General features: G+C 57.8%; 25 protein-coding genes and 1 pseudogene. 13 read left to right on the top strand and 13 right to left on the bottom strand.

Going from position 1 to position 24,802, the window contains the following annotated elements; genetic code table 11:
• Positions 1–70: 70 nt before the first annotated feature.
• The gene (gene ppa / locus HEQ17_RS09570; RefSeq protein WP_296292532.1) at positions 71–607 is read left to right on the top strand and encodes an inorganic diphosphatase; all 537 of its coding nucleotides are present in this window, start codon (positions 71–73) and stop codon (positions 605–607) included.
• A gap of 126 nt (positions 608–733) precedes the next feature.
• On the opposite strand, the gene HEQ17_RS09565 is transcribed toward ppa, so the two are convergent.
• On the bottom strand, positions 734–1,795 hold the full coding sequence (locus tag HEQ17_RS09565; RefSeq protein ID WP_296292531.1) for a DUF4325 domain-containing protein: 1,062 nt from the start codon (positions 1,793–1,795) through the stop codon (positions 734–736).
• 266 nt (positions 1,796–2,061) lie between these two features.
• On the opposite strand from HEQ17_RS09565, the gene HEQ17_RS09560 reads away from it, so the two are divergent.
• Positions 2,062–3,252 carry an ATP-binding protein gene (locus HEQ17_RS09560; protein WP_296292530.1) on the top strand — a complete coding sequence of 397 codons (1,191 nt, stop codon included), beginning with the start codon at positions 2,062–2,064 and terminating at the stop codon, positions 3,250–3,252.
• Between the two features lie 118 nt (positions 3,253–3,370).
• On the opposite strand, the pseudogene HEQ17_RS09555 reads toward HEQ17_RS09560, so the two are convergent.
• From HEQ17_RS09555 to HEQ17_RS09545, 3 genes and pseudogenes are all read right to left on the bottom strand, one after another.
• Positions 3,371–3,598 (bottom strand): annotated as a pseudogene (locus HEQ17_RS09555) (hypothetical protein); the annotation flags it as partial.
• Between the two features lie 7 nt (positions 3,599–3,605).
• On the bottom strand, positions 3,606–4,013 hold the full coding sequence (locus HEQ17_RS09550; RefSeq protein ID WP_296292529.1) for an SNF2-related protein: 408 nt from the start codon (positions 4,011–4,013) through the stop codon (positions 3,606–3,608).
• 229 nt (positions 4,014–4,242) lie between these two features.
• Positions 4,243–5,436: a GNAT family N-acetyltransferase gene (locus tag HEQ17_RS09545; RefSeq protein ID WP_296292528.1), complete on the bottom strand. Its 1,194-nt coding sequence runs from the start codon at positions 5,434–5,436 to the stop codon at positions 4,243–4,245.
• Between the two features lie 4 nt (positions 5,437–5,440).
• On the opposite strand from HEQ17_RS09545, the gene HEQ17_RS09540 reads away from it, so the two are divergent.
• Positions 5,441–7,114 (top strand): NAD+ synthase, encoded by a 1,674-nt coding sequence (locus HEQ17_RS09540; protein ID WP_296292527.1) that lies wholly within the window; start codon positions 5,441–5,443, stop codon positions 7,112–7,114.
• A gap of 35 nt (positions 7,115–7,149) precedes the next feature.
• On the top strand, positions 7,150–7,488 hold the full coding sequence (locus HEQ17_RS09535) for a P-II family nitrogen regulator (RefSeq protein WP_296292526.1): 339 nt from the start codon (positions 7,150–7,152) through the stop codon (positions 7,486–7,488).
• Positions 7,489–7,532: 44 nt separating this feature from the next.
• Here HEQ17_RS09535 and HEQ17_RS09530 read toward each other — a convergent pair whose 3' ends face one another.
• From HEQ17_RS09530 to HEQ17_RS09510, 5 genes are all read right to left on the bottom strand, one after another.
• On the bottom strand, positions 7,533–8,144 hold the full coding sequence (locus tag HEQ17_RS09530; protein WP_296292525.1) for a TIGR00730 family Rossman fold protein: 612 nt from the start codon (positions 8,142–8,144) through the stop codon (positions 7,533–7,535).
• A 7-nt stretch (positions 8,145–8,151) separates the two neighbouring features.
• Positions 8,152–8,691, bottom strand: coding sequence for an RDD family protein (locus HEQ17_RS09525; protein ID WP_296292524.1), 540 nt, complete (start codon positions 8,689–8,691; stop codon positions 8,152–8,154).
• A 109-nt stretch (positions 8,692–8,800) separates the two neighbouring features.
• Positions 8,801–9,301: a DUF3106 domain-containing protein gene (locus tag HEQ17_RS09520; RefSeq protein WP_296292523.1), complete on the bottom strand. Its 501-nt coding sequence runs from the start codon at positions 9,299–9,301 to the stop codon at positions 8,801–8,803.
• A 259-nt stretch (positions 9,302–9,560) separates the two neighbouring features.
• Entirely contained in the window at positions 9,561–10,001 is a 441-nt protein-coding gene (locus HEQ17_RS09515; protein ID WP_296292522.1) for a DUF3619 family protein, read from the bottom strand.
• A complete protein-coding gene (locus tag HEQ17_RS09510; RefSeq protein WP_296293715.1) occupies positions 9,998–10,564 on the bottom strand; it encodes an RNA polymerase sigma factor in 567 nt (188 codons plus the stop codon). Before HEQ17_RS09510 ends, HEQ17_RS09515 begins: the two co-directional genes overlap by 4 nt.
• A gap of 300 nt (positions 10,565–10,864) precedes the next feature.
• Between HEQ17_RS09510 and HEQ17_RS09505 the strand changes: the two genes are divergently transcribed.
• From HEQ17_RS09505 to HEQ17_RS09480, 6 genes are all read left to right on the top strand, one after another.
• Positions 10,865–12,634 carry an acetolactate synthase 3 catalytic subunit gene (locus HEQ17_RS09505; RefSeq protein ID WP_296292521.1) on the top strand — a complete coding sequence of 590 codons (1,770 nt, stop codon included), beginning with the start codon at positions 10,865–10,867 and terminating at the stop codon, positions 12,632–12,634.
• 133 nt (positions 12,635–12,767) lie between these two features.
• Complete coding sequence (ilvN, locus tag HEQ17_RS09500) at positions 12,768–13,259, top strand: acetolactate synthase small subunit (RefSeq protein ID WP_019429372.1); 492 nt, start codon at positions 12,768–12,770, stop codon at positions 13,257–13,259.
• Positions 13,260–13,299: 40 nt separating this feature from the next.
• A complete protein-coding gene (ilvC, locus tag HEQ17_RS09495; protein ID WP_296292520.1) occupies positions 13,300–14,316 on the top strand; it encodes a ketol-acid reductoisomerase in 1,017 nt (338 codons plus the stop codon).
• A gap of 118 nt (positions 14,317–14,434) precedes the next feature.
• On the top strand, positions 14,435–15,244 hold the full coding sequence (gene pssA, locus HEQ17_RS09490; RefSeq protein WP_296292519.1) for a CDP-diacylglycerol--serine O-phosphatidyltransferase: 810 nt from the start codon (positions 14,435–14,437) through the stop codon (positions 15,242–15,244).
• A gap of 197 nt (positions 15,245–15,441) precedes the next feature.
• Positions 15,442–16,980 carry a 2-isopropylmalate synthase gene (locus HEQ17_RS09485; protein ID WP_296292518.1) on the top strand — a complete coding sequence of 513 codons (1,539 nt, stop codon included), beginning with the start codon at positions 15,442–15,444 and terminating at the stop codon, positions 16,978–16,980.
• A 118-nt stretch (positions 16,981–17,098) separates the two neighbouring features.
• The gene (locus tag HEQ17_RS09480) at positions 17,099–18,304 is read left to right on the top strand and encodes a serine hydrolase (RefSeq protein WP_296292517.1); all 1,206 of its coding nucleotides are present in this window, start codon (positions 17,099–17,101) and stop codon (positions 18,302–18,304) included.
• 43 nt (positions 18,305–18,347) lie between these two features.
• On the opposite strand, the gene HEQ17_RS09475 is transcribed toward HEQ17_RS09480, so the two are convergent.
• The 3 genes from HEQ17_RS09475 to aat form a co-directional block, all read right to left on the bottom strand.
• The gene (locus HEQ17_RS09475; protein WP_296292516.1) at positions 18,348–19,127 is read right to left on the bottom strand and encodes an IclR family transcriptional regulator; all 780 of its coding nucleotides are present in this window, start codon (positions 19,125–19,127) and stop codon (positions 18,348–18,350) included.
• Between the two features lie 74 nt (positions 19,128–19,201).
• A complete protein-coding gene (locus HEQ17_RS09470; RefSeq protein ID WP_296292515.1) occupies positions 19,202–19,939 on the bottom strand; it encodes an arginyltransferase in 738 nt (245 codons plus the stop codon).
• Complete coding sequence (gene aat, locus HEQ17_RS09465; RefSeq protein ID WP_296292514.1) at positions 19,936–20,715, bottom strand: leucyl/phenylalanyl-tRNA--protein transferase; 780 nt, start codon at positions 20,713–20,715, stop codon at positions 19,936–19,938. The genes HEQ17_RS09470 and aat overlap by 4 nt, the downstream gene beginning before the upstream one ends.
• Before the next feature lie 57 nt (positions 20,716–20,772).
• Between aat and pgeF the strand changes: the two genes are divergently transcribed.
• On the top strand, positions 20,773–21,561 hold the full coding sequence (gene pgeF / locus HEQ17_RS09460; RefSeq protein WP_296292513.1) for a peptidoglycan editing factor PgeF: 789 nt from the start codon (positions 20,773–20,775) through the stop codon (positions 21,559–21,561).
• Here the strand turns inward: pgeF and HEQ17_RS09455 are convergent.
• Positions 21,469–21,792, bottom strand: coding sequence for a hypothetical protein (locus HEQ17_RS09455; protein WP_296292512.1), 324 nt, complete (start codon positions 21,790–21,792; stop codon positions 21,469–21,471). The two genes, pgeF and HEQ17_RS09455, sit on opposite strands and share 93 nt — an antisense overlap.
• Positions 21,793–21,880: 88 nt before the next feature.
• Here HEQ17_RS09455 and phaC point away from each other — a divergent pair, with 88 nt between their 5' ends.
• Together phaC and HEQ17_RS09445 are read left to right on the top strand one after the other, a co-directional pair.
• Positions 21,881–23,596: a class I poly(R)-hydroxyalkanoic acid synthase gene (gene phaC, locus HEQ17_RS09450; protein ID WP_296292511.1), complete on the top strand. Its 1,716-nt coding sequence runs from the start codon at positions 21,881–21,883 to the stop codon at positions 23,594–23,596.
• 23 nt (positions 23,597–23,619) lie between these two features.
• On the top strand, positions 23,620–24,801 hold the full coding sequence (locus tag HEQ17_RS09445; RefSeq protein ID WP_296292510.1) for an acetyl-CoA C-acetyltransferase: 1,182 nt from the start codon (positions 23,620–23,622) through the stop codon (positions 24,799–24,801).
• The last annotated feature ends 1 nt before the right edge of the window (position 24,802 follow it).

Here is a 24,802-nt window from a genome sequence, read left to right as displayed (position 1 = left end):
AAAGTAAAATCGGGGTTAATCCCTAGAGATCTTCGTTTTTTATTTAACTTTTCACCCCGAGACCTGCAAGATGTCCCTCGACAACGTCACCCCCGGCAAACAAGCACCCGAGACCTTCAACGTGATCATCGAAATCCCGATGAACGCCGATCCGATCAAGTACGAAGTGGACAAGGAAACCGGTGCCCTGTTCGTGGACCGTTTCATGACCACGGCCATGCACTACCCCACCAATTACGGCTACGTGCCCCAAACCCTGTCTGGCGACGGAGACCCGGTGGACGTGTTGGTGATCACCCCTTACGCCTTGCACCCCGGTGTGGTGGTGCCCTGCCGCGCTTTGGGCATTTTGATGATGGAAGACGAGGCCGGTATCGATGGCAAAGTGGTTGCTGTGCCGACCAGCAAAATTTTGCCGATGTACGACCACTGGCAAGACATTGCGGATGTGAACGCGATGCGCCGCAACGCGATCGCCCACTTCTTTGAGCACTACAAAGACCTTGAAAAAGGCAAGTGGGTCAAAGTGCTGGGCTGGGAAGGCAAAGAATCCGCCCACAAGGAAATCCTGGATGGCATCACGGCTTACAACAAAACCAAGGCCTGATGCGGCTGGCTCAAGGGCTTCTGCCGGAAGCCGTTGAACCCCCAAAAAACGCCTGCCTGGTTTGCGCCGTGCAGGCGTTTTTTTATGGGTGGGCATTCAGCGCTTGTTGCTGCGGGTGGTGGTGCTTTAACCCCTCTCGCCCCCAAACAAACGCACCAATGTGGCCACCTCGGGAATCATGCCCATGGTTTTCAGGCGGACGTTGGGGTGGGCTGTTGCAAACACGCGGAACACCTCGTCCACAAAAGCCTGGCCCACATGGACCACGCCTTCAAAGTCGAGGATCACCGTCTTGAACTGGGTGGCGCGGTTCATCACCCATTTGGCTTGCGAGCGCGACACCAGCTCACTGCTCAGTTGGGCCAAGCGCACCGGGATTTCTGTGGTGTGAAAGGCCTCGCCGGGTTCGGCATCGCCCACGTTGCTGGACTCAAAATATTTGAAATACACATCATTGCCCGTGCGGGTGCTGTCCAGCGCAATGGCCATGCGCACCACCGTTTGCGCTTGGGCGGGCTTGAGCTGCGCGCTGGCATCGATCCAGTCAAAACGGGGCAGTGGTGCACGGGCCTCATTCGGGTCAAAACGCAAGCCGAACGACTCGATGGCAAAGCCGTCCATCATGCGCGACGACACAAAAATGCCCATGCCCGAATGGCCCAAGGGCGCGGTGGTGTACTTGCCCTTGGCCAACTCCAAAATGGCCAGGCGCGGGTCAAACAAATCGGCGGCTTTGGCGATCTTGCGGAAGATCCCTTCGCCGTCATCACCCACCAACATGTGCAGTTGCCCGCCCTGCACATGCATGCCCATCACCACCTGCTGCCCGTTGGAATGGTCAAGGGCGTTGTTCAGCATTTCGGTGAACGCGGTGTAAGCCAGGTTTTTGACGTTGGGCTGCAGGTCTGCCAGCAAAGCCGCCAAATGCTGTTCCCACACCACCATCTCACCGCCGCGCCGCACGATGTCGGCAAGAGGTTCCACCCGCAGCCAAAACCGCTTGTCGCCCAGGCTGTAAGTTGGCCGGGTGCCCGTGCCGTGGCGCTGCAGATAGCCCGCATCGGCCAGCTTCTTGATGCGCCGCGAAACCGCCACCCGCGTCAAGCCCGTTTGCTCGGTCGCTGCGGTCGCCATGGCACCGCCTTGGGGCGCACAGCTCAGGATGATTGCATCGTTGATGTCCGGCATTTGTATAGCAATTAGAAAATTTAAAGATTTTCATTGTATATCACGAGTATTTTTATTGAGTATTAATGGTGTGAATTCACGGTTTTAACCCAAGATCCCCACATCGCGCATGAAAAAACTCAGCCTGCTTGCCTCGTTATTTTCCCAAATTTACGCCACTTAATACCCGAATTTTTGAAGTAATTTTCCCGAATTTCCGCTAGCATCTGGGCATGACTGATCCTGAAATATTCCCGCGACGCGTTGCGCCTCACGTCCTTGAAGCCATGAGCGACACCCCAGTGGTACTTTTGGTGGGACCACGGCAAGCGGGCAAAACGACGTTGGTCAAGCAGATCGCTGCCGACAGCGGCCAATTCCGTTATCTGACCCTTGATGACGCGCTCACCCTTTTGTCGGCCCAAGAAGATCCGGTGGGCATGGTCCGCAGTTTGGACCGTGCGGTGATTGACGAGATTCAACGCGCCCCAGGCTTGTTGTTGGCCATCAAGAAAAGCGTGGACGAAGACCGTCGTCCAGGGCGTTTTTTGCTCACAGGCTCAGCCAACCTGATGGCACTGCCTGCAGTGGCCGATTCTTTGGCCGGGCGAATGGACACTTTGTCACTCCTGCCTTTGTCACAAAGCGAAATTTCTGGGCAGACCGCCAACTGGCTAGACCGCGTGTTTGCGGATCGCCTACCGGCTGTAGGCTCAAGCGTCCGAGGCGATGACTTGGTGGCTCGTGTGCTGCGCGGCGGTTACCCGGAGGCGTTGACGCGATCCACCGACAGGCGTCGCACTGCCTGGGCGCGTCAGTACCTCGCGGCCATGGTGGTGCGCGATGTCCGCGACATCGCCAACATTGACAAACTGGATCAATTGCCACGTTTTTTGCGTGCCCTGGCTCAGATGGCTGGGCAAATATGCAACTACTCGCAGCTCGGCGGCCAAGTGGGCATCGACCACAAGACAGCCGCCAAATATCTCGGCATCTTTGAGCAAATGTATTTACTCAAACGCGTGGATGTTTGGGCGCGCAATCGCCTCAAGCGAATGGTCAAAATGCCCAAACTCCAATTCATCGATGCCGGTCTGCTGGCCACGCTGCTGGACTTGACCGCTGAAGAAACCCAAAAAGACAAAACACGCTTTGGGCATGTGCTGGAAACCTTTGTCTATGCAGAATTGCTCAAGCACGCCAGCACGGCCGAGGGCGACTACCAACTGCTGTACTACCGGGATGCCGACCAGGTCGAAGTCGATGTGGTGATTGAAAACGCCGCAGGTCAGGTGGTTGGGGTTGAAATCAAGTCATCGGCCACCGTCAAAGCAAGCGACCTGCGCGGACTGCGAAAACTCGCCGGACTGGCAGGGGCTGATTTCAAAATGGGCGTGCTGCTTTATGACGGCGATGAAACCCTGCCGCTGGGCGACAACATCTGGGCGGCCCCGTTGTCGACACTTTGGGGGACGTGATATTTCTCACACACGCATGGCCAGTTGCCTAATTGTCGCATCCCATGTTTATTTTTATTTTTTCGAATCAAGGGTAAGAACTTTTAGCCATTTAACAAATCAATTTGCGGGGTGCAACTCAAGCCACCAACGCATCCAACGCCGTCACATCCCTGAACACCACATCCTTTGACAATGCAAAGTGTTTGCGGCCGCAGGCGATCTTCAGGTTTTCGGCTTGGCGGCGGTCCTGTTCCACGGTGCTCGATTTGGTTTCGGCCACGAAGTACACGCGGGCATCGCCTTCAAACACCACCGCCCAGTCGGGGTTGTAGGTGCCCAGCGGGGTCGGGATTTTGAAGCGGCCCCGATGGTCAGTTTTCGGTCGGCGGCAACAGGCTCAGGCCTTGGCGCTGCGCTTCGCGCCAGGTTTTGGAGTCCAGCACCACGGCGGGCAGGTTGAACTTTTCTTTCAGCTCCAGCGCCCATTGCTTGCGCAGCGATGCGGGGCAGATGACCAGCAGTTGCCGTTTGCGCTCGGCCCAGTATTGGCACAGCACGATGCCCGCCTCGATGGTTTTGCCCAAGCCCACTTCGTCGGCCAACAGCACGCCTTTGCTCAAAGGCGACTGGAGCGCAAACACAGCCGCCTCGATCTGGTGCGGGTTCAGGTCCACGCTGGCGTTGAACAGGGCCTGACTCAAGCGGTCGATGCCGCCACCTGCGTGCTGCAGGGTCAGGTCGTGCGCGATGTATTTGGCTTGGTGGGGGGTGAGAAGCATGTCACGGCTATTCGCCAGAAGAATGGAACCAGAGGTCCGTATCCTAATGTTTGAATGCGCGTTATCTTACAGATGTGCATATTTTTTTGTTAGAAATAGCACGGCGGCAAAGTCGCCAGGGCTCAGGCGGGTGAGGGTGTGCACTTGGGCCAGCTCGGCGGGGCTGGGTTTGGGCAGGTGGCGTTGTACCGAGGGAACTGTCGGTCAGGTCCACATGAATCCGGTAGCTTCAAGGCGGCGGGAGTTTCTTCAGCGGCGAGTGCTGGTTCAGCGCTTCGAGGTAGTTCTCCACCCCCGCTTTTTCCCGCTCCAGAAATCGGGCCACCGCCTCAGAAAACGCCGGGTGCGCCAGCCAGTGGGCGCTGTGGGTGGGGGTGGGCAGCAGGGCGCGGGCCATTTTGTGTTCGCCTTGTGCGCCGCCTTCAAAGCGTTTCAGGCCGTGCTGGATGCACCATTCGATGGGCTGGTAATAGCAAGCTTCAAAGTGCAGGCAGTCCACCCGCGCCAGCGCGCCCCAATAGCGGCCATAGGCCACTTCGGGCTGGCCTTGGGCGTCCAGGTGCAGGCCGATCAGGCTGATGCCAATCGGCTGGCCCGCGTGTTCGGCCACAAACAAAAGCCAGTTGGGGGCCATGTCGGTGCGCATGGCTTCGAAGAACGCCGGGGTCAAATACGGCGCATTGCCGTGTTCCCAATAGGTTTGCTGGTAGCAGCGCAGCAGGACGGCCCAGTCGCCTTCCGTCATGTCGGGGCCGCGCACGGCGCGAAATGTCACGCCCGCCTCCTGCACTTTGCGGCGCTCTTGCCGGATTTTTTTGCGCTTTTCTTGGGTCAGGCTGGCCAAAAAGTCATCGAAGTCGCGCCAGCCTTGGGTTTGCCAATGGAACTGCACTTGGTCGCGTTGCAGCAGTCCGGCGTGTTCGCAGGCTTGCAGGTCGTGCGGGCTGCCAAACAAAATGTGCAAAGACGGGATGTCGTTGGTTTGGCAGATGTCCAGCAAGGCGGCCAGCAGGGCCTGGCGGGCGGCGTCGGATTCGGCCAGCAAGCGGCTGCCCGGCACGGGGGTGAAGGGCGAGGCGACCAGGGCTTTGGGGTAATAGTCGAGGCCGTGGCGCTGGTAGGCGTCGGCCCAGGCGTGGTCAAACACGTATTCGCCGCGTGAGTGGGTCTTGATGTAGAGCGGGCAGGCGGCGGCCAACACATCGCCTTGATGCGTGTTGCGCCACAGGCTGATGACTTGCAGCGTCCAGCCGGTCTCGGGCGCGGCCGATTGGCTGGTCTGCATGGCCGACAAATAGGCATGCTGCATGAAGGGGGATGGGGCGTCTTGCCGGGCGAGCAGGCTGTCCCAGGTTTCAGGCGCGATGGCACTCAGGTTGTCTTGCACCCGGGTGACATAATTCAAGCTCACATTTTCCAGCACCTGTATGACTCTCCAAATTCGTGTGGCCCAGCTCAACTTTGTCGTCGGAGACATGCCGGGCAATGCCCGAAAAATCATCGACTTCGCCACCCGGGCGCATGCCGAGGGTGCGCGCCTGGTGCTGACACCCGAGCTGTCGATTTGCGGTTATGCGGCCGAAGACCTGTTCTTGCGTCCGTCCTTCATCGACGCCTGCGATGATGCCCTGAAAACGGTGGCCCGCGAACTGGCTGGGTTAAAAGGCCTGCATGTGGTGGTGGGCCACCCCGAGGGCGGCGGCCTGCGCACCCGCAGCGTGGCGGTGACGCGCCGCCACAACCGCGCGAGCGTGCTGTGCGAGGGGCAGGTGGTCTGCGCTTACGACAAGCGCGAGTTGCCCAATTACCAGGTGTTTGACGAGCGCCGCTACTTCACGCCCGGCAACGGTGTAGGCGTGTTTGAGGTCGAGGGCGTGCGGGTGGGCTTGCTGATTTGCGAAGACGCCTGGTTTGACGAGCCTGCCCGCCTGGCGCGTGATGCGGGCGCGCAAATGCTGGCGGTGTTGAACGCCTCGCCTTTTCACGCAGGCAAGGGCCCGGAGCGCGAACAGCGCATGCGCGAGCGGGTGGCCGATGGTGGCTTGCCCCTGATTTACGCGCATTTGGTGGGTGGGCAGGACGAGGTGATTTTTGAAGGGCGCTCGTTTGCCCTGAACGCCCAAGGCCAAGTGGTGGCGCGCGCCGAAGGCTTTCGCGAAGCGGCCATGACGGTGCAGGTTCAGGCCGCAGCCCTGGGCGTGGACTTGAGCGCTGCGCCCGAGGCCTTGGTGCCCATGGCCAGTGCCGATGCCGAACTGTGGGACGCGCTGGTGCTGGGCGTGCGCGATTATTTGGGCAAGAACGGTTTCAAAGGCGCGATTTTGGGCCTGTCGGGCGGCATCGATTCGGCGCTGGTGCTGGCGATTGCGGTGGACGCGATCGGGGCCGACAAGGTCCACGCGGTGATGATGCCTTCGCCCTACACGGCCGACATCAGCTGGATCGATTCGCGCGACATGGTCAAGCGCCTGAATGTGCGTTACGACGAGATCTCGATTGCGCCGTTGTTTGACGGCTTCAAGCAGGCGCTGTTGGCGCAGTTTGAGGGCTTGAAAGAAGACACGACCGAGGAAAACATCCAGGCCCGCATTCGCGGCACCCTGCTGATGGCGCTGTCCAACAAAACCGGGGCCATTGTGCTGACGACGGGTAACAAGAGCGAGATGGCCACCGGTTATTGCACGCTGTACGGCGACATGGCGGGCGGTTTTGCGGTCATCAAGGACGTGGTCAAGACCCGCGTGTTTGACCTGGCGCGCTGGCGCAACCAGAACGATCCGTATGGCACGGGCAGCCAACCGATCCCCGAGCGCATCATCACCCGGCCGCCCAGCGCCGAGCTGCGCCCCGACCAAAAAGACCAGGACAGCTTGCCCGCTTATGAGGTGCTGGACGCGATCATTCAGCGTTACATGGAAAACGACGAGGGCGTGGAGGCGCTGATTGCCGACGGTTTTGAGCGCGCCGATGTGGAAAAAGTCACGCGCCTGATCAAGCTCAACGAGTACAAACGCCGCCAATCGCCCGTGGGCATTCGCGTGACGCACCGCAGTTTTGGCAAGGATTGGCGTTATCCTATGACCAACAAGTTTCGGGCCTGAATCCAGGCGCTCTCTATCTTTCGAGGACATTTCACATGAAGCAGATCACCGCCGTCATCAAACCTTTCAAATTGGAAGAAGTGCGCGAAGCCTTGGCCGAATGTGGCGTGACGGGCCTGACCGTGACCGAAGTCAAGGGTTTTGGCCGTCAAAAAGGCCACACCGAGTTGTACCGCGGCGCAGAGTACGTGGTCGACTTTTTGCCCAAGGTGAAGGTCGAGGTGGTGGTCAAGGACCAAGACGTGGACAGCTGCGTGGACGCCATCATCAAGGCGGCGCGCACCGGCAAGATCGGTGACGGCAAGATTTTTGTGACTTCGGTCGAGCGCGTGATCCGTATTCGCACCGGCGAACAAGACGAAACCGCGGTTTGATGGGAAAGCCGGGCGGCGCACCCCGGCTCAGCTCGCGTCCAAGGTCAGAGCAGTTCGATTTTGGCGCGGGGTGAAAAGCCTGCTTTTTGCACCAAGTTTTGCAGCAGCGCTTCAGGTTCGTGGCCCAGGGTGACCAGATCGGTCTGCCAATCGCCCATGAAACCGTCTTGCACCACTTGGCCGATGAAGGCCATCAAGCCATCGTAATAGCCCAAGCTGTTCAGGATGCCGACAGGCTTGTCGTGGTAGCCCAGCTGTCGCCAAGTCCACACCTCAAACAACTCTTCAAACGTGCCGATGCCGCCAGGCAGGGCCAAAAACGCGTCGGCTTTGTCGGCCATGAGGCGCTTGCGCTCGTGCATGGTGTCCACCACATGCAGTTCGGTGCAGCCGTGGTGCGCCCATTCTTTTTCGACCAAGGCTGTGGGGATGATGCCGACCACCGTGCCGCCTGCGGCCAGCGTGGCTTCGGCCACCAGGCCCATCAGGCCGTTGCGTCCCCCGCCATAGACCAGTTGGCCACCGTGTGCGCCGATCCAGGTGCCCACTTGCACCGCGATTTGCGCAAATTCGGGCTTGTTCCCGGGCTTGGAGCCGCAGTAAACGCAGACCGAGAAGGCCGGTTGGGCTGCTTGGAGGGGGTGGGGCGTGTTCATGGGGTGTTCATTTGGCAGAAACCAGCCGGGTGCCGGCCCAGGCGTCGTGCCAGAACTGGCGCTGGGGGTGAAAGCGGCTGAGCAAGGCCCAGACCAGGACCCAGACCAAGCTGAGCAGACCCATCGAGCCGGCGGGCAGGCCCAAGGGAATGGTCAGCAGCAGCGGGGGCAAAAACCACATCCAGCTCAGCAGGTAGCGCAGCAGGGCGCGGCTTTGGCTCAGCGGCAGGCCTTGCGCGCTGACGACTTTGACATGCCAGGTTTTCATGGCCAGGGTTTGGCCCCGGTGCCAAAACCAGGTGAAGTAAATGCCCAATATCAAAAACAGGAAGGCTTGCAAGCCTGAGCGGTTGTCCAAGGCGTGGCGGGTCTGGCTCAGCGTGCCAAACAAGTAGCCCGCGATGAACACAACACCGAACAGCAGCATGCCTTCGTAAAGCCAGCAGGCCATGCGCCGTTTGAGCGAAGGTGTTTGGAGTGGGCTGCCAATGGGCGGGGTGGTGTCCGTGGCCTTGGATGTGGATGGGGCGTGCGTGCGCGGGGTCATGAAAGAGTGTTTTTGGCGTCAGATAGAAAAAGCCCATGGTAGATAACAGCCAGGCAGGGTGCTGCAGCAGCCGGGGACGCCTCAATTGTCGCTGACCAGCAGAGCCCTGTTAACCAGCGGGTTGCGGCAGCAGGGTTTTGGGGTGGACCGGCTGGCGGGGAGCAATGGTCTCGAAAATGCGGTTGCTCTCGGCTGGCATGGGCGGAGGTTTTACTAAACGCTTGCTGGGCGCAGCCGTGCTGCGCGCACCGCTTTTCAAGGGGGGCTTGATCCCGGTGCTGAGTTTGTCTTTTTCGGCCTCTGACAATTGCTGGTAAGCCTCCCATTGCGCACGTTTGTCCTCAATGGGTAGGGACAGGGTGGTGTTGAAATTGAAGCGGGCGAGGTTGCGCTGACGAGGACTGAGCGCAGCCCAATCCCGCATGCGTCCATGCAAGACCATTTGCTCGGGGTCACTGAGCTGGTAAAAGCCCCGGGCCAGGATCAACCATTTTTGTTTTTGTTGGGGGGTCAATTCATCCCATTTGTCGTTCAGCGGCAGCAGGGCTTGTTTTTGTCTCTTGCTCAGTGAAGACCATGCGCGTGACTCTTCGGCGGCACTTTTGGACACCGGCGCTGCAAGCTGTTGTGGCGCACTTGACGGCTCTGTGTGAGGTGTTGCTGATGTATAGGGTACAGGGTCAGCGGCTGACGTTTCTGTCGCTGGGGCAGACGCTGGCGCGGAGGACGGGGGTGCGATGGTTTGCGCCAGCGACGGCAGGCATGCCAACACCAAGCCCCATGCCACCCAACCATGAAGCATCAGGGGGTGGCGTTGGGGTGGTGAGGAGATCGGCTTTTTGGCCGTGCCAAGCCGAAGCGAACCCAAATCAATCATGTCGGCCTGGCTGGACCAGTTGGACTTTCAAGAATTGCAGAAAGCCCGGGTCGGTGTAAGCGTCAGGAGGAAGATCGTCCAGCAAAAGCGCAGAGTCAATGGAGGCGATGTCCGATTCAATCAGTTCTTTTTGAATTGTCTGTATCAGAACGAGGCCCATGACCATGGCCACCAAGGGCAAGGCAGAAATCAGAATGCGCCACAGGTTCAAGCCTTCATCGCCAGGGCCGGTGAGCGAGCCATTGGTTTGAAATGCCGTGCGATAACTCAGTAGGTGGATGGGGGCGGGGCGAGATGCGAGCGCGTGGTCGCGCGCAATCCGCAGGCGCTCGCTGATGTCATGGCCCATGTTTTGGGTGGCCAAATCGAGTTGCTGCGTCAGTTGCTGGCCCTGGAGGTCCATGTCGGCGGTATGTGTTGTAGGTTTTTTCATGGGTTCATGCCTTGTTCTGACAAGGTTTTACTCAGTGCCAAAATGGCGCGTGAGCAATGGGTTTTGACGCTGCCCTCTGAACACCCCATCACTGCAGCGGTTTCGGACACGTCCAGTTCCTCCCAATAACGCAGCAGGAAGGCTTCTCGTTGACGTGCAGGCAAATTCATGACGGCCTTTTCAATTTGCGCAACGGTTTGCATGCGTGACACCCAAATCTCTGCGCTTTGGTGGGATGGTAAATCGGTATCCCCCTTCAGGATATCTATAGACTCAAAATATCCAGGATTTTCATCGATTTCAAAGTCATCCCGATTTAAAAACAGAGCGCTTCGGGTCTTTCTGCGACGGAACCAGTCCAGGACAGTGTTCGACAAAATCCGCTGAAACAACAAGGGGATCTCGGTGAGCGGTTTGTCCGCATAGTTGGTGCACAGTTTGATCATGCTGTCTTGGACGATGTCTAATGCTGCTTCTTCATCGCGGACGTGGTAATAAGCTCTCTTGAAAGCTTTTTTCTCCGCGTTTTTCAGAAAGTCAGACAGTTCTAGATCCGAGGCCAACTTGATGAACAGCGATGCTGTGTCCTGTGGTGATGGGGCTTGTGGGTGTGAATTTGAGCACCCTTTGGCGGCTGTGATTATGGCACCGAGTAGTTGGCTGTGAAAGGGGGCAGACCATCGACTCTTCAACAGTGCGATAATGCGCGATTGCAATTGAAACAAAAGCAAACGGATCACCGTCCGGCACTTTTACAGTGAGGTGCCCATGTCTGTGGTCTTAAGTCCCAAAGTCACTTCAAAAGAGTCGCGCCCAGGGGCACCCAAGGTTTTTCGTTAGAGAAATTCACAAAGGTTGAATATATGGAAATCAATAAAGCCGAAATGGCGTCTGCTGCGTCCGCTGCGGCCACATCTCAAGAGTTGCGCGGGGCCGAAATTCTGGTCAGAGCGCTGCAAGCCGAAAACGTTCAGTTCGTTTGGGGCTACCCCGGTGGGGCCGTGCTGCACATCTACGACGCTTTCTATAAACAAGAAACCATTCAGCACGTGCTGGTGCGCCACGAGCAAGCGGCGGTGCACGCGGCCGATGGCTACGCTCGTGCCACGGGCGAAGTAGGTGTGGCGCTGGTCACCTCGGGCCCCGGCCTGACCAATGCCGTGACCGGCATCGCCACTGCCTACATGGACAGCATCCCCATGGTCATCATCAGCGGGCAAGTGCCCACTGCGGCCATTGGCCTCGATGCCTTCCAGGAATGCGACACCGTGGGCATCACGCGCCCCATCGTCAAGCACAACTTCCTGGTCAAAGACGCCAAGGACATGGCCGAGGTCATGAAAAAAGCCTTCCACATTGCGCGTACCGGTCGCCCTGGCCCGGTGGTGGTGGATGTGCCCAAGGACGTGTCTTTCAACAAAACCCCGTACACCGGCTACCCCGACAAGGTCGAGATGCGCTCGTACAACCCGGTGCGCAAAGGACACGGTGGCCAGATTCGCAAGGCCATGCAGCTGCTGATGTCGGCCAAGCGACCTTACATCTACACCGGTGGTGGCGTGCTGCTGAGCAATGCCAGTCCCGAGTTGCGCGCTTTGGTAGACCTGCTGAACTTCCCGGTCACCAACACCTTGATGGGTTTGGGCGCTTTCCCGGCCAATGACCGCCGTTTCCTGGGCATGCTGGGCATGCACGGTACGCTCGAGGCCAACAACGCGATGCAAAACTGCGACGTCTTGCTGGCCGTCGGTGCCCGGTTTGACGACCGCGTGATTGGCAACCCCAAGCACTTTGCGCAAAACGAACGCAAGATCATCCACATCGACATCGACCCGTCGAGCATTTCCAAGCGCGTCAAGGTCGATGTGCCGATCGTGGGCGACGTGAAAGACGTGCTGATCGAATTGATGGGCATGATCCGCGAATCCGGTCTCAAGCCCGACAGCCAGGCGCTGGCGCAGTGGTGGGAAACGGTCGAAGGCTGGCGCAGCCGCGATTGCATGAAGTACGACAGCAGCAGCCTGGTCATCAAGCCGCAAAAGGTCATCGAGACCTTGTGGGAAATGACCAAAGACGCCGACGCGTACATCACATCCGATGTGGGCCAGCACCAGATGTGGGCCGCCCAGTACTACAAGTTCAATGAGCCGCGCCGCTGGATCAATTCCGGTGGCTTGGGCACCATGGGCGTGGGCATTCCTTACGCCATGGGCATCAAGCTGGCCAAGCCCGACAGCGAGGTGTATTGCGTGACCGGCGAAGGCTCGGTGCAAATGTGCATCCAAGAGCTCTCGACCTGCTTGCAATACAACACGCCCATCAAAGTCGTGGCCCTGAACAACGGTTACTTGGGCATGGTGCGCCAGTGGCAGGAAATTGATTACTCCGGTCGTTACAGCCACAGCTACATGGATGCGTTGCCCAACTTCGTGAAGTTGGCCGAGGCCTATGGCCACGTCGGCATCTTGGTGGAAAAGCCCGAGGATGTGGAGCCTGCTTTGCGCGAAGCACGCAGGCTCAAGGACCGAACGGTTTTCTTGGACATCCGTACGGATCCGACTGAAAACGTGTTCCCCATGGTCAAGGCTGGCAAAGGCATCACCGAGATGCTGATGGGCGCTGAAGATCTTTAATTAATCCCACTGGACGAATCTATTGCCCGCCAAGCCTGCGCATGACCGTGTGCAGGGGAGGGCGGCGAAAAACGGCAGTTTTCTGCGGCCCAATTTTCCTGGTTGCATGCCGTCGCAAAAAGAGGAATCACACATGAAACACATCATCGCTGTACTGATTGAAAACGAAGCGGGCGCTTTGTCCCGCGTGGTGGGGCTGTTTTCGGCCCGTGGCTACAACATCGAGTCACTCACGGTGGCACCGACCGAAGACCCCAGCTTGTCACGCATGACCATCCAGACCGCTGGCTCCGACGACGTGATCGAGCAGATCACCAAGCACCTGAACCGCCTGATCGAGGTGGTGAAGGTGGTTGACCTGACCGAAGGTGCCTACACAGAGCGCGAGTTGATGCTCGTCAAAGTGCGTGCCGTGGGCAAGGAACGCGAAGAAATGAAACGCATGGCCGACATCTTCCGAGGCCGTGTGATTGATGTCACCGACAAGAGCTACACCATCGAGCTCACCGGTGACCAATCGAAGAACGACGCCTTTTTGGAGGCGATCGACCGCAGCGCCATTTTGGAGACCGTGCGCACCGGTGCATGCGGTATCGGGCGCGGCGAGCGCATCCTGCGCGTCTAAACTCACCCCTTGAACCTGTTTTATTCCTAAGGAGAATCCTGTGAAAGTTTTTTACGACAAAGATTGTGATCTGAGTGTCATCAAGGGCAAGACCGTTGCCATTCTTGGTTATGGCTCTCAAGGCCACGCCCACGCCCAAAACCTGAACGACAGCGGCGTCAAAGTGGTCGTCGGTCTGCGCAAAGGCGGCGCATCGTGGGACAAAGTCGGCAAAGCCGGCTTGACCGTGATGGAAGTCAACGATGCCGTCAAAGCCGCTGACGTGGTCATGATCTTGTTGCCCGACGAGCAAATCGCCGAGGTCTACAACCACAACGTCGCTCCACACATCAAACAAGGCGCTTCGCTGGCTTTTGCCCACGGCTTCAATGTGCACTACAACCAGGTTGTGCCCCGCGAAGACCTGGACGTGTGGATGGTCGCGCCCAAGGCCCCAGGCCACACCGTGCGCAACACCTACACCCAGGGTGGCGGCGTGCCCCACTTGGTGGCCATCCACCAGGACAAGAGCGGCAAAGCCCGTGCGATGGCCCTGAGCTACGCCATGGCCAACGGCGGCGGCAAGGCCGGCATCATCGAAACCAACTTCAAAGAAGAGACCGAAACCGACCTGTTCGGCGAGCAGGCTGTTCTGTGCGGTGGCGCCGTTGAGCTGATCAAGATGGGTTACGAGACCTTGGTGGAAGCCGGTTACGCCCCAGAAATGGCTTACTTCGAGTGCTTGCACGAGTTGAAGCTGATCGTGGACCTGATCTACGAAGGTGGCATCGGCAACATGAACTACTCGATCTCGAACAATGCCGAATACGGCGAGTACGTGACTGGTCCTGAGGTGATCAACGAGCAGTCACGTGAAGCCATGCGTAACGCCTTGAAGCGCATCCAGACGGGCGAATACGCCAAGATGTTCATCCTGGAAGGCCGCACCAACTACCCGAGCATGACCGCGCGTCGTCGCTTGACTTCCGAGCATTCCATCGAAGTTGTGGGTGCCCAATTGCGCGCCATGATGCCTTGGATCGCCAAGAACAAGCTGGTGGACAAGACCCGCAACTGATCGGGCTCTTGGGCAAGTTTGAAAAAGGCCACTTGGGTGGCCTTTTTCTTGGACGCTCGCGCTGGCTTAAACTTGGTTGACACGGGATGGCTGCGAGCAGTTTCAACAGGAACGGACGATGAACAACGACAAAGTCGAAGACGCCGAGGTGAGTGCGCCGGTGCGCAAACGCTCCAAAGGCATTTACATGCTGCCCAATATGATCACCTTGGCTGCTTTGTTTGCCGGGTTCTATGCGGTGGTCATGGCCATCAACGGCCGCTTTGAACTGGCGACGATGGGTATTTTCAGCGCCATGGTGCTCGATAGTCTGGATGGGCGTGTGGCGCGCATGACCAACACCCAGAGCGCCTTTGGCGAGCAAATGGATTCTTTGGCTGACATGGTGTCCTTTGGTGCAGCTCCTGCCTTGATTGCTTACGTCTGGACCTTGAAGGAGCTGGGGCGTTGGGGCTGGATCGCCGCATTCGTGTACTGCGCCTGTGCAGCCTTACGTCTGGCACGCTTTAACGTCAACACGGCTGTGGTGGATAAGCGTTACTTTCAGGGCCTGCCATCGCCAGCGGCAGCGGCTTTGGTGATGGGTTTTGTGTGGATCATGTTTGACAATGCCGTCCCGGCCAAAGCTGTGTCCTGGGGCATGTTTGCCGTATGTCTGTTTGCGGGCCTGACGATGGTGACCAATGTCCCGTTTTACAGTTTCAAGGACATGCATATGAAAAAGAGCGTGCCCTTTGCCACACTGGTTTTGGTGGCCTTGGGCATCGCGGTGGTCAACATTGATCCGCCGATTGTGCTGTTCGCCTTGTTTATGGGCTATGGTCTGAGTGGTTATGTGATTTATGTCTGGCGCAAGGCCAAGGGCCAGCCTACCAGCATGATCAGCACATCCACCGACGAGCCCGATGAGCGGGGCTTGCACCAGTGATGTGCGGGGCAGGGCAGGTTCTCCTTCGAACTGTGCTACAGTGATTCCATGAATTTTTCCTTGTTTGCTCTACTGCTAGCGCCCCACGGGCGGGATGTGTAGCGAACGCAAACATTTTCCCAAAAGGCCCGTATGCCATCCGCAACGGGCCTTTTGCATTTTTTGCTTGGACTTGCGGGTTTTGACCAGGAGTGAACATGGCTGACAAACTGATTATTTTTGACACCACTTTGCGCGATGGCGAGCAGTCGCCCGGTGCCTCCATGACCCGCGATGAAAAGCTGCGCATTGCCCGTCAGTTGGAGCGACTGCGAGTGGATGTGATCGAAGCTGGTTTTGCCGCCAGTTCCAATGGCGACTTTGAAGCCGTCAAGACGATTGCCGACGCCATCAAGGATTCGACCATTTGCTCTTTGTCTCGCGCCAACGACCGCGATATCGCGCGCGCCGCCGAAGCCCTCAAGGGGGCCAATAGCGGGCGTATTCACACCTTCATTGCCACGTCGCCCCTGCACATGGAGAAAAAGCTGCGCATGACACCCGACCAGGTGTTTGAGCAAGCCAAGCAGTCCGTGCGCTTCGCACGCAATCTGGTGAGTGATGTCGAATTTAGTCCGGAAGACGGATACCGCAGCGATATGGATTTCTTGTGCCGAATTCTGGAGGCCGTGATCGCCGAAGGGGCAGGCACCATCAACGTGCCTGACACGGTCGGCTATGCGGTGCCCGAGCTGTATGGCGAGTTCATCCGCACCTTGCGCGAGCGCATTCCCAACTCCGACAAAGCGATTTGGTCTGTGCATTGCCACAACGATTTGGGGATGGCGGTGGCCAATTCCCTGGCGGGTGTCAAGATTGGCGGCGCGCGTCAGGTCGAATGCACCATCAACGGTCTGGGTGAGCGTGCGGGCAATTGCTCGCTCGAAGAGGTGGTCATGGCTGTCAAGACGCGCCGCGATTACTTTGGTCTGGACGTGGGCATTGACACCAGCCACATCGTGGCGGCCAGCCGCATGGTCAGCCAGACCACTGGCTTTGTGGTGCAGCCCAACAAGGCTGTGGTTGGGGCCAATGCCTTCGCCCACGCCTCGGGCATTCACCAGGACGGAGTGCTCAAGGCACGTGACACCTATGAAATCATGCGCGCCGAAGACGTGGGTTGGACCACCAACAAGATTGTTTTGGGCAAACTCAGCGGCCGCAATGCCTTCAAACAGCGTTTGCAGGACCTTGGCGTCACACTCGACAGCGAGACCGAGATCAACAATGCGTTTGCCAAGTTCAAGGAATTGGCCGATCGCAAGAGCGAAATTTTTGACGAGGACATTCTCGCTTTGGTCAGCGATGAGAGCGTGACCAGCGAAAAAGAGCAGTATGGTTTTGTCTCCATGTCTCAGTGCAGCGAAACGGGAGAGCGGCCCCATGCATCGGTGGTTTTCACCATTTCAGGTAAAGAGGTGCGCAGCCAGTCCGATGGCAATGGGCCTGTCGATGCCTCGCTCAAAGCGATTGAATCCCAAGTCAAGAGTGGCGCTGAAATGGTTCTTTACTCGGTCAATGCCATCAGTGGTTCCACAGAGAGTCAGGGTGAAGTGACCGTACGTCTGCAAAACAGTGGCCGGGTTGTGAATGGGGTTGGATCCGATCCCGACATCGTGGTGGCCTCAGCCAAAGCCTACCTGAGTGCACTCAACAAGTTGCAAAGCAAGGCAGATCGGGTCGCTGCACAAGGCTGAAAACAATACTTTTGGATATTATTTTGCTTCAATAAAGTCCCGCAAGTTATTGTTCTTGCGCGACTTTTTATTATTATATACACTCCACCGCTTGAACCAATCCCTGACCTGACTGGATATGCCATTGAACTCCACCCTGTTTCACTGTCTGTTTGCCAAGAGCCCTAAATTGCTGTTTTTGGGCTTGACATTGCTGGTCTCATTGAGCTGGGTTTTGCCAACCAGTGTGGCCCAGGCACAAACCACCAATCAGTCAGTTAAATCGCCGGATAAATCGGGGAAAAAGAAGGACAAACCGCCTACCGTGAGCAAGGCGGCAAATGCCAAGGATAAAAACAAGCCTCGGGACAAGGCCCAGCAAAAATCGCTTCCCAACCGTTCTGTGCAGCAAGCCAAATCCAGGCCTGCCCCTGGATCTGCCAAGAAGCCTTCGGTACCCGTCAAGCACGCCCGCCTGGAGCGAAAACAGAATGCAACACAACAGGCTCGACCTGTACGTGCTTCTTTTGGAAAATTGGCGGGTTTGCATGCCACCACGGATGAGCTGGACCTGCACTCCAGCGTGGCGCTGGTGGTTGACCAGGATACGCACGAAATTTTGTACCGCAAAAACGACCATGCCGTTTTGCCTATCGCCTCTTTGACCAAGTTGATGACGGGACTGGTGATTGCCGAGGCCAAATTGCCGATGGATGAGCCCATCAGAATCACGCAAGCGGATGTGGACACAGAAAAGGGCAGCTCTTCTAGGTTGGCCGTGGGCACGGAGCTGAGCCGGGGTGATTTGATGCATTTGTCGCTGATGTCCAGCGAGAACAGGGCGGCCAATGCTTTGGGTCGGTCCTATCCGGGTGGGTTGGCTGTTTTTGTTGAGCGCATGAACCAGCGGGCTGGCTCATTGGGGATGAAAGACACGCGGTATGTAGAGCCTACAGGCTTGTCGAGTCGCAACCAATCCAGCGCCAGTGATTTGGCAGTCTTGGTGGCTGCCGCCTACAAAGAACCGATGTTGCGAGAGTGGTCAACATCCCAGGGGCGGGAGGTCGAAGTCGGCCGTCGCACCTTGCAGTACAAGAACACCAACTGGCTGGTTAAAAACCCATCCTGGGATATCGGCTTGCAAAAGACGGGATACATCTCTGAGGCCGGTCGGTGCTTGGTCATGCAAACCCAGGTCGCTGGTCGCAAGTTGATCATGGTGTTTCTGGATTCGGCGGGAAAACTCAGCCGACTGGGCGATGCCGAAAGGGTTCGTCACTGGCTGGAAAGCAAGCCTGCCTTGCATTCGGGGCAACCCTTGCTGCGGCAGTACCTGCCAGGTTGATAACTCAAAGCGTGCAGGTTCCCGCGCTGTGACGAAGCGGGGGTCAAGGGCCCGTGGGGTAGCCCAAGGTGGCAGAGATGGCTTTTGCGGTTTCCTGCAGTTTGTCAAGCCAGCTGTCATCCAGCCGGTCTGCAGGGGCCGAGATGGACAATCCTGCCAGAAGTTTTCCTTGGTCATCGTAGATGCCAGCTGCGATACAGCGAACCCCCAGCTCCAATTCTTCGTTATCCCGGGCAAAGCCTGATTGCTTGACGCGCGTCAGTTCTCGCTCCAGCACTTGCAACTGGGTGATGCTGTTGCGCGTTTGACCGGCTAGACCGGTCCGGGTGGCGTAAGTACGAACGCGCAAAGGGTCGTCTGCAGCGAGGAAAAGCTTGCCCACAGAGGTCAGGTGCAAGGGTGCACGACCGCCAATGGCACGTACCACCTGCATGCCGGAGCGTTCGCTGAAGGCGCGTTCGATATAGACGATTTCATCGCCCTGCCGCATGCTGAGGTTCACAGGTTGTTGAATGAGCTTGTGCAAATCGCGCATCGGTGCCAAGGCTGCATCACGCACATTCAGGCGCCCCTTGACCAAGTTGCCCAATTCAAGCAAGCGCATGCCCAAGCGGTAACTGCCAGCTTCCGGCCGGTCCACAAAACGGCCCGAGGCCAAATCGTTGAGGATGCGGTGAGCGGTGGAAGGGTGCAATCCGGTTTTCTGACTGATCTCTTTGAGAGAGATGGCCTCTTCGCGGGAGGCCAGTATGTCGATCAAGCTGAACATCCGTTCAATGACCTGAATGGTCGGTGTGGTCGTGAGGCTGGGATCTTTTTTCATCGTACAGGTGGAATGCGATTCAATTTTACACTGTGAAACGAGGTGCCGCGCTGGGTTTGTCCGACAGATTGAAATCACGCCACAGGGACCCATTGCCCTTGAGTCTTCAACTCGCAGGGTCTGAACCGGGATTTGTAATTCATTTTTGGGCTTTGTTCGATCCAGTAACCCAAGTAGACATAGTCCAGCCCCAATTGTGCGGCTTGTTGAATTTGCCACAAAACGCCGTAAGTGCCGTAGCTGGCTTTGTCATCGGGTTCATAAAACGTGTACACCGCAGACAGGCCATGGTTGAGCACATCGACAATGCTGACCATTTTCAGCACACCCGGCTCGTTGTCTGCGGTGGGCTCCCTGAACTCGACGATGCGAGAGTTCACTCGGCTTTGCAATAAAAATTGGCTGTATTGGTCGATGCTGTCCTGGTCCATTCCGCCGCCCGGGTGCCGGGAGTTTTGGTATCTCAAATACAGCGCGTAATGCTCGGCATGGAAGTGCAAATCCAGAACCCGAGCCCTCAGGCTTTGGTGCAGGCGAAGCGCTCGGCGCTGACTGCGGTCAGGAAGAAATCGGGCCACTTGGACACGCAGTGGTTGACAGGCTTGGCAGCTATCGCAGTAGGGGCGGTAGGTGAACAAGCCGCTCCGGCGAAAACCTTGTGACACCAGGTCAGAATAGACCTCGTTGTGAATCAGGTGGCTGGGCGTGGCCACTTGAGAGCGGGCCGAGCGTTCGGGCAGATAGCTGCAAGCGTAGGGGGCTGTGGCATAAAACTGCAATGCCTGAAGAGGCAACTCTTGGGGATGGCTCATTCAAAACCTGCCAGTGATTGCAGTGCAGGCCAATTCAGGGATTGCTCTGGCCAATCAAGGCCAGGGGCACCCAAGGCCTGTGCCATATCGAGCAAGAATTCTCTGCGCGGCATTTCTCGCGCACCAAGGGAAGCCATATGCCGGGTGTTTTGTTGGCAATCAATGGTGTGTATGCCGTGCTGCAAACACACGCTGACCAAGCTGGCCAAAGCCATTTTGGAGCCATCCGTGATGGTGGTGAACATGGACTCGCCAAAAATCGCACGCCCCAGGCTCACAAAGTAAAGCCCTGCCACCAATTGACCCTGGACCCAGACCTCACTGCTGTGGGCAAAACCTGAGCGATGCAGGTCTTCGTAGGCCTCCACCATTTGCGGCAAGATCCAGGTGTCGTTTTGCCCATTTCGCGAGGAAGAGGCGCATCGGCGGATCACTTGTGCAAAGTCACGGTCGAAACACAACTCAAAACCAGGTGTCAAAGACCATCGGTGGAGCGATTTGCGCAAGGAGCGGTGCAGCCGGAACTGCTGCGGCATCAAAACCATGCGAGGGTCTGGGCTCCACCAGAGCACGGGTTGGCCATTGCTGAACCAAGGAAAGATGCCTTGACTGTAAGCTTCCATGAGTCGTTCGGACGACAAGTCACCGCTGGCCGCCAGCAAACCGGGGGCTGGCGAGGACGCTCCCCAGGCGAAAACAGGAGGAGGCAAGGCTTGTCCTTGCGCAATCCAGGGCAGCTCAGGGGATCGGTTTTGAGCTTGAGCGACTTTGATCATGCTGCAATTACACAATAAAAGAGCATCTTGCGCTGGCGCTGCCCTTATGATTTCCGCATGAGCATCCACCCTCCCCATTGGATCCGTCCGGATTGGCCAGCACCCTCCAGGGTCCAGGCCATCATGACACGTCGACACCGTGGTGTGTCTGGCCAAGCCTGGAGCAGCCTGAACCTGGGTGGCCATGTGGGTGATTCACCCGATCATGTTCAGACCAATCGGACGCAATTGGCCGTCTGGATGGGGCGGCGCCCCGTTTTCTTGAACCAGGTCCATGGTGTCGTCTCGGTCAGGTTGACCCCATCGTCCCCCGATGGGCAAATCGCCGATGCCGCTTGGGCATCAGATGGCCAAGTGGCCTGCGCCATCCTGGTTGCTGATTGTTTGCCAGTACTTCTGTGTGATGCGGCAGGTCAATGGGTGGCCGGTGCCCATGCCGGATGGCGTGGACTGGCGGGAGTGCAGGGCAGGGGCGTCCTAGAGTGCTTATTGTCAGATTTGCAATGCGCTGGCCATAATGTCTCAAATGTTTTGGCTTGGCTCGGACCTTGCATTGGCGCGCAAGCCTTTGAGGTGGGTCCTGAAGTCAAGTTCGCCTTCGATGATGGTTCGCCCGCAGTCCAATCGATGTTCCAGGCAAGGACCCGCAACAAGTTCATGGCCGATTTGGTTGGTTTGGCTCGCTTGCGCCTGAAGCACCTGGGGGTGACGCGCCTGTTTGGTAACGATGGCACCACGACATGGTGCACGGCCTCACAGCCTCATATCTTCTTTTCTCACCGCAGGGACAGCCGTACTTTGGGGCAGACCGGTCGCATGGCTGCCTGTATCTGGCTGGATGTCTGAATCGCTGGATGAGCCAGAAGCTGCCCGCTCTTCTTTCGCCAATTGTTCCGACTTTCGAATCGCTTTGCGCCTCAACGGGGAGCTCATCAAATAAATCACCAGGGCCATGGGCAACAGACCGTAGAACACAAAAGTGATGATGGCCCCCAGGACGCTGCCTTGAGTGCTGAATGCTTCTGCCAAGGCCATCAGCAGTGTGACGTAAAGCCAGGCAATGACAATCAAATACATTTTTTCTCGCTTGAAATTCAGGTCACAATAAGTTCGAAGATACTCTGATCAACAGATTCATGAAAAAAACCGAAACAGGAGACCATGCATGAGTGCTTCGACCCCCGAATTCTGGTCCCAAATGGGAGAGGGTTTTCAAGGCCAACTCTCGAAAAGCTGGGGTGAAGCCATGCGACATTTTCAGGCCATTGATCTCGGTGGCCTGAAACCGGTCCAAGAAGGGGCGGCTGCGCTCAGCTGGATCCCAGAAAAACTTCAGGCCCTCCAAAGTCAGTATTTCAAAGATGCCACCGAGCTGTGGAACCAAGGCTTGCATAACAGTTTGCAGGTCAAAGACCGCCGTTTCTCGGGAGAGGCCTGGGCCTCCAGCCCGGTCGCTGCTTTCAATGCTGCCACCTATTTGCTCAATGCCCGCACCCTGATGGGGTTGGCCGAAGCGGTGGATGCCGATGACAAAACCCGCACCCGCATTCGGTTTGCTGTCGAGCAATGGGTGGCTGCCGCCGCGCCCAGCAATTTTTTGGCCTTCAATGCCGAAGCGCAAAAGAAAGCCATCGAAACTCAGGGTGAAAGCATCGCCAAGGGTGTGAAAAACCTGATGCACGACCTGCAGCAAGGCCATGTGTCGATGACCGATGAAAGCCTGTTTGAAGTCGGCAAAAACGTCGCCACCACTGAGGGGGCAGTCGTTTTTGAAAACGATTTTTTCCAGCTCATCGAATACAAACCGCTCACGGCCAAGGTCTATGAAAAACCGTTCTTGCTGGTGCCCCCTTGCATCAACAAGTTCTACATCCTCGACCTGCAGCCTGAAAATTCGCTGATCCGTTATGCGGTCAGCCAAGGCCACCGCACCTTTGTGGTCAGCTGGCGCAACCCCGACGCGTCGATGGCGCAAAAAACCTGGGACGACTACATTGAGCACGCGGCCATGGAGGCCATCCACACGGTGCAGGCCATCACCGGCGCTCCCAAGATCAATGCTTTAGGTTTTTGCGTGGGCGGCACCATCTTGTCCACTGCGCTGGCCGTACTGGCCGCACGCGGCGAAAAGCCGGTGGCCAGCGCCACGTTTCTCACCACGCTGATCAACTTCACCGACACCGGCATTCTGGATGTGTTCATTGACGAGAACTTCGTCAAATTCCGCGAGCAGCAATTGGGCAAGGGCGGTTTGCTCAAGGGTCAGGACTTGGCGTCCACCTTCAGCTTTCTGCGTCCCAACGACCTGGTCTGGAACTATGTGGTGGGCAACTACCTCAAGGGCGAAACACCACCACCGTTTGACTTGCTTTATTGGAACAGCGACTCGACCAACTTGCCGGGTCCTTTTTATGCCTGGTACCTGCGCAACACCTATCTGGAGAACAACCTGGTCAAACCCGGCAAAACTCAGGTTTGTGGTCAGCGACTTGATTTGCGTCAATTGGATTTGCCGGTCTACGTGTATGGTTCGAAGGAAGACCACATCGTGCCGATCGGAGGTGCTTATGCCAGCACCCAGGTACTGCCTGGCAAGAAGCGTTTTGTGATGGGGGCCTCGGGCCACATCGCCGGCGTGATCAACCCGCCAGCGGCCAAAAAGCGCAGCCACTGGTTGCGCGAAGACGGAAAGTTTCCGGCCGATGTGAATGAGTGGATGGGCGGCGCCAAAGAGGTGCCAGGCAGCTGGTGGACCGATTGGTCCAACTGGCTCAAAGGTCATGCGGGCAAGCAAATTGCCGCCCCCAAGACCTTTGGGAAAGCTGGCAAGTTCAAGGCCATCGAAGTGGCGCCGGGCCGCTATGTCAAGGCCAAGGCCTGATTGATTTTTTATTGGAGACCAAAATGGAAGACATCGTCATCGTTGCAGCCGCTCGCACCGCCGTGGGCAAATTTGGCGGCACGCTCGCCAAGACCCCTGCCACCGAGCTGGGCAGCATCGTCATCCAGGGTTTGCTGGCGCGCAGTGGCCTGCCCGTGGATGCCATCGGAGAAGTCATCATGGGCCAGGTGCTGGCCGCAGGCGTGGGTCAAAACCCCGCCCGCCAAGCCATGATGAAAGCCGGTGTGGCCCAGGAAACACCTGCTTTGACCATCAACGCCGTGTGCGGCTCGGGCCTCAAGGCCGTGATGCTGGCCGCGCAAGCCGTGGCTTGGGGTGACAGCGAAATCGTCATCGCTGGCGGTCAGGAAAACATGAGCGCCAGCCCGCATGTGTTGAACGGCAGCCGCGACGGCCAGCGCATGGGCGACTGGAAAATGACCGACACCATGATCGTGGACGGCCTGTGGGACGTGTACAACCAGTACCACATGGGCATCACCGCCGAAAACGTGGCCAAAGCCCACGGCATCACCCGCGACATGCAAGACGCCTTGGCCGCAGGCAGCCAGCGTAAGGCTGCGGCCGCGCAAGACGCGGGCAAGTTCAAGGACGAAATCGTGGACGTGCTGATCCCTCAGCGCAAGGGCGATGCGCTGGTGTTCAACACCGACGAGTTCATCAACAAGAAAACCACCGTGGATGTCTTGGCAGGGCTGCGCCCGGCGTTTGACAAGGCGGGCAGTGTGACCGCTGGCAACGCCTCGGGCATCAACGACGGCGCTGCCGCCGTCATGGTCATGAGCGCCAAGAAGGCCGTTGCTTTGGGCCTCAAGCCGCTGGCCCGCATTGTTGCTTTTGGCACCAGTGGCCTGGACCCGGCCACCATGGGCATGGGCCCCGTGCCAGCGTCACAAAAAGCGCTGGCCCGCGCGGGCTGGAAAGCCCAGGACGTGGACTTGTTTGAGTTGAACGAAGCCTTTGCTGCACAAGCTTGCGCCGTCAACCAGGCGCTGGACATCGATCCGGCCAAGGTCAACGTCAATGGCGGTGCCATCGCCATCGGTCACCCCATCGGCGCGTCCGGTTGCCGCATTTTGGTGACCTTGCTGCACGAAATGCAGCGCACACAGGCCCAAAAAGGTCTGGCCGCCTTGTGCATTGGTGGCGGCATGGGCGTGTCCCTGGCCATCGAGCGCGTTTAAA

This window comes from Limnohabitans sp. (assembly GCF_023910625.1).
Taxonomy (GTDB): Bacteria; Pseudomonadota; Gammaproteobacteria; order Burkholderiales; family Burkholderiaceae_C; genus Limnohabitans_A.
Note: the sequence above shows the minus strand (reverse complement) of the source record. Positions and strands in the feature narration are given on the sequence as shown.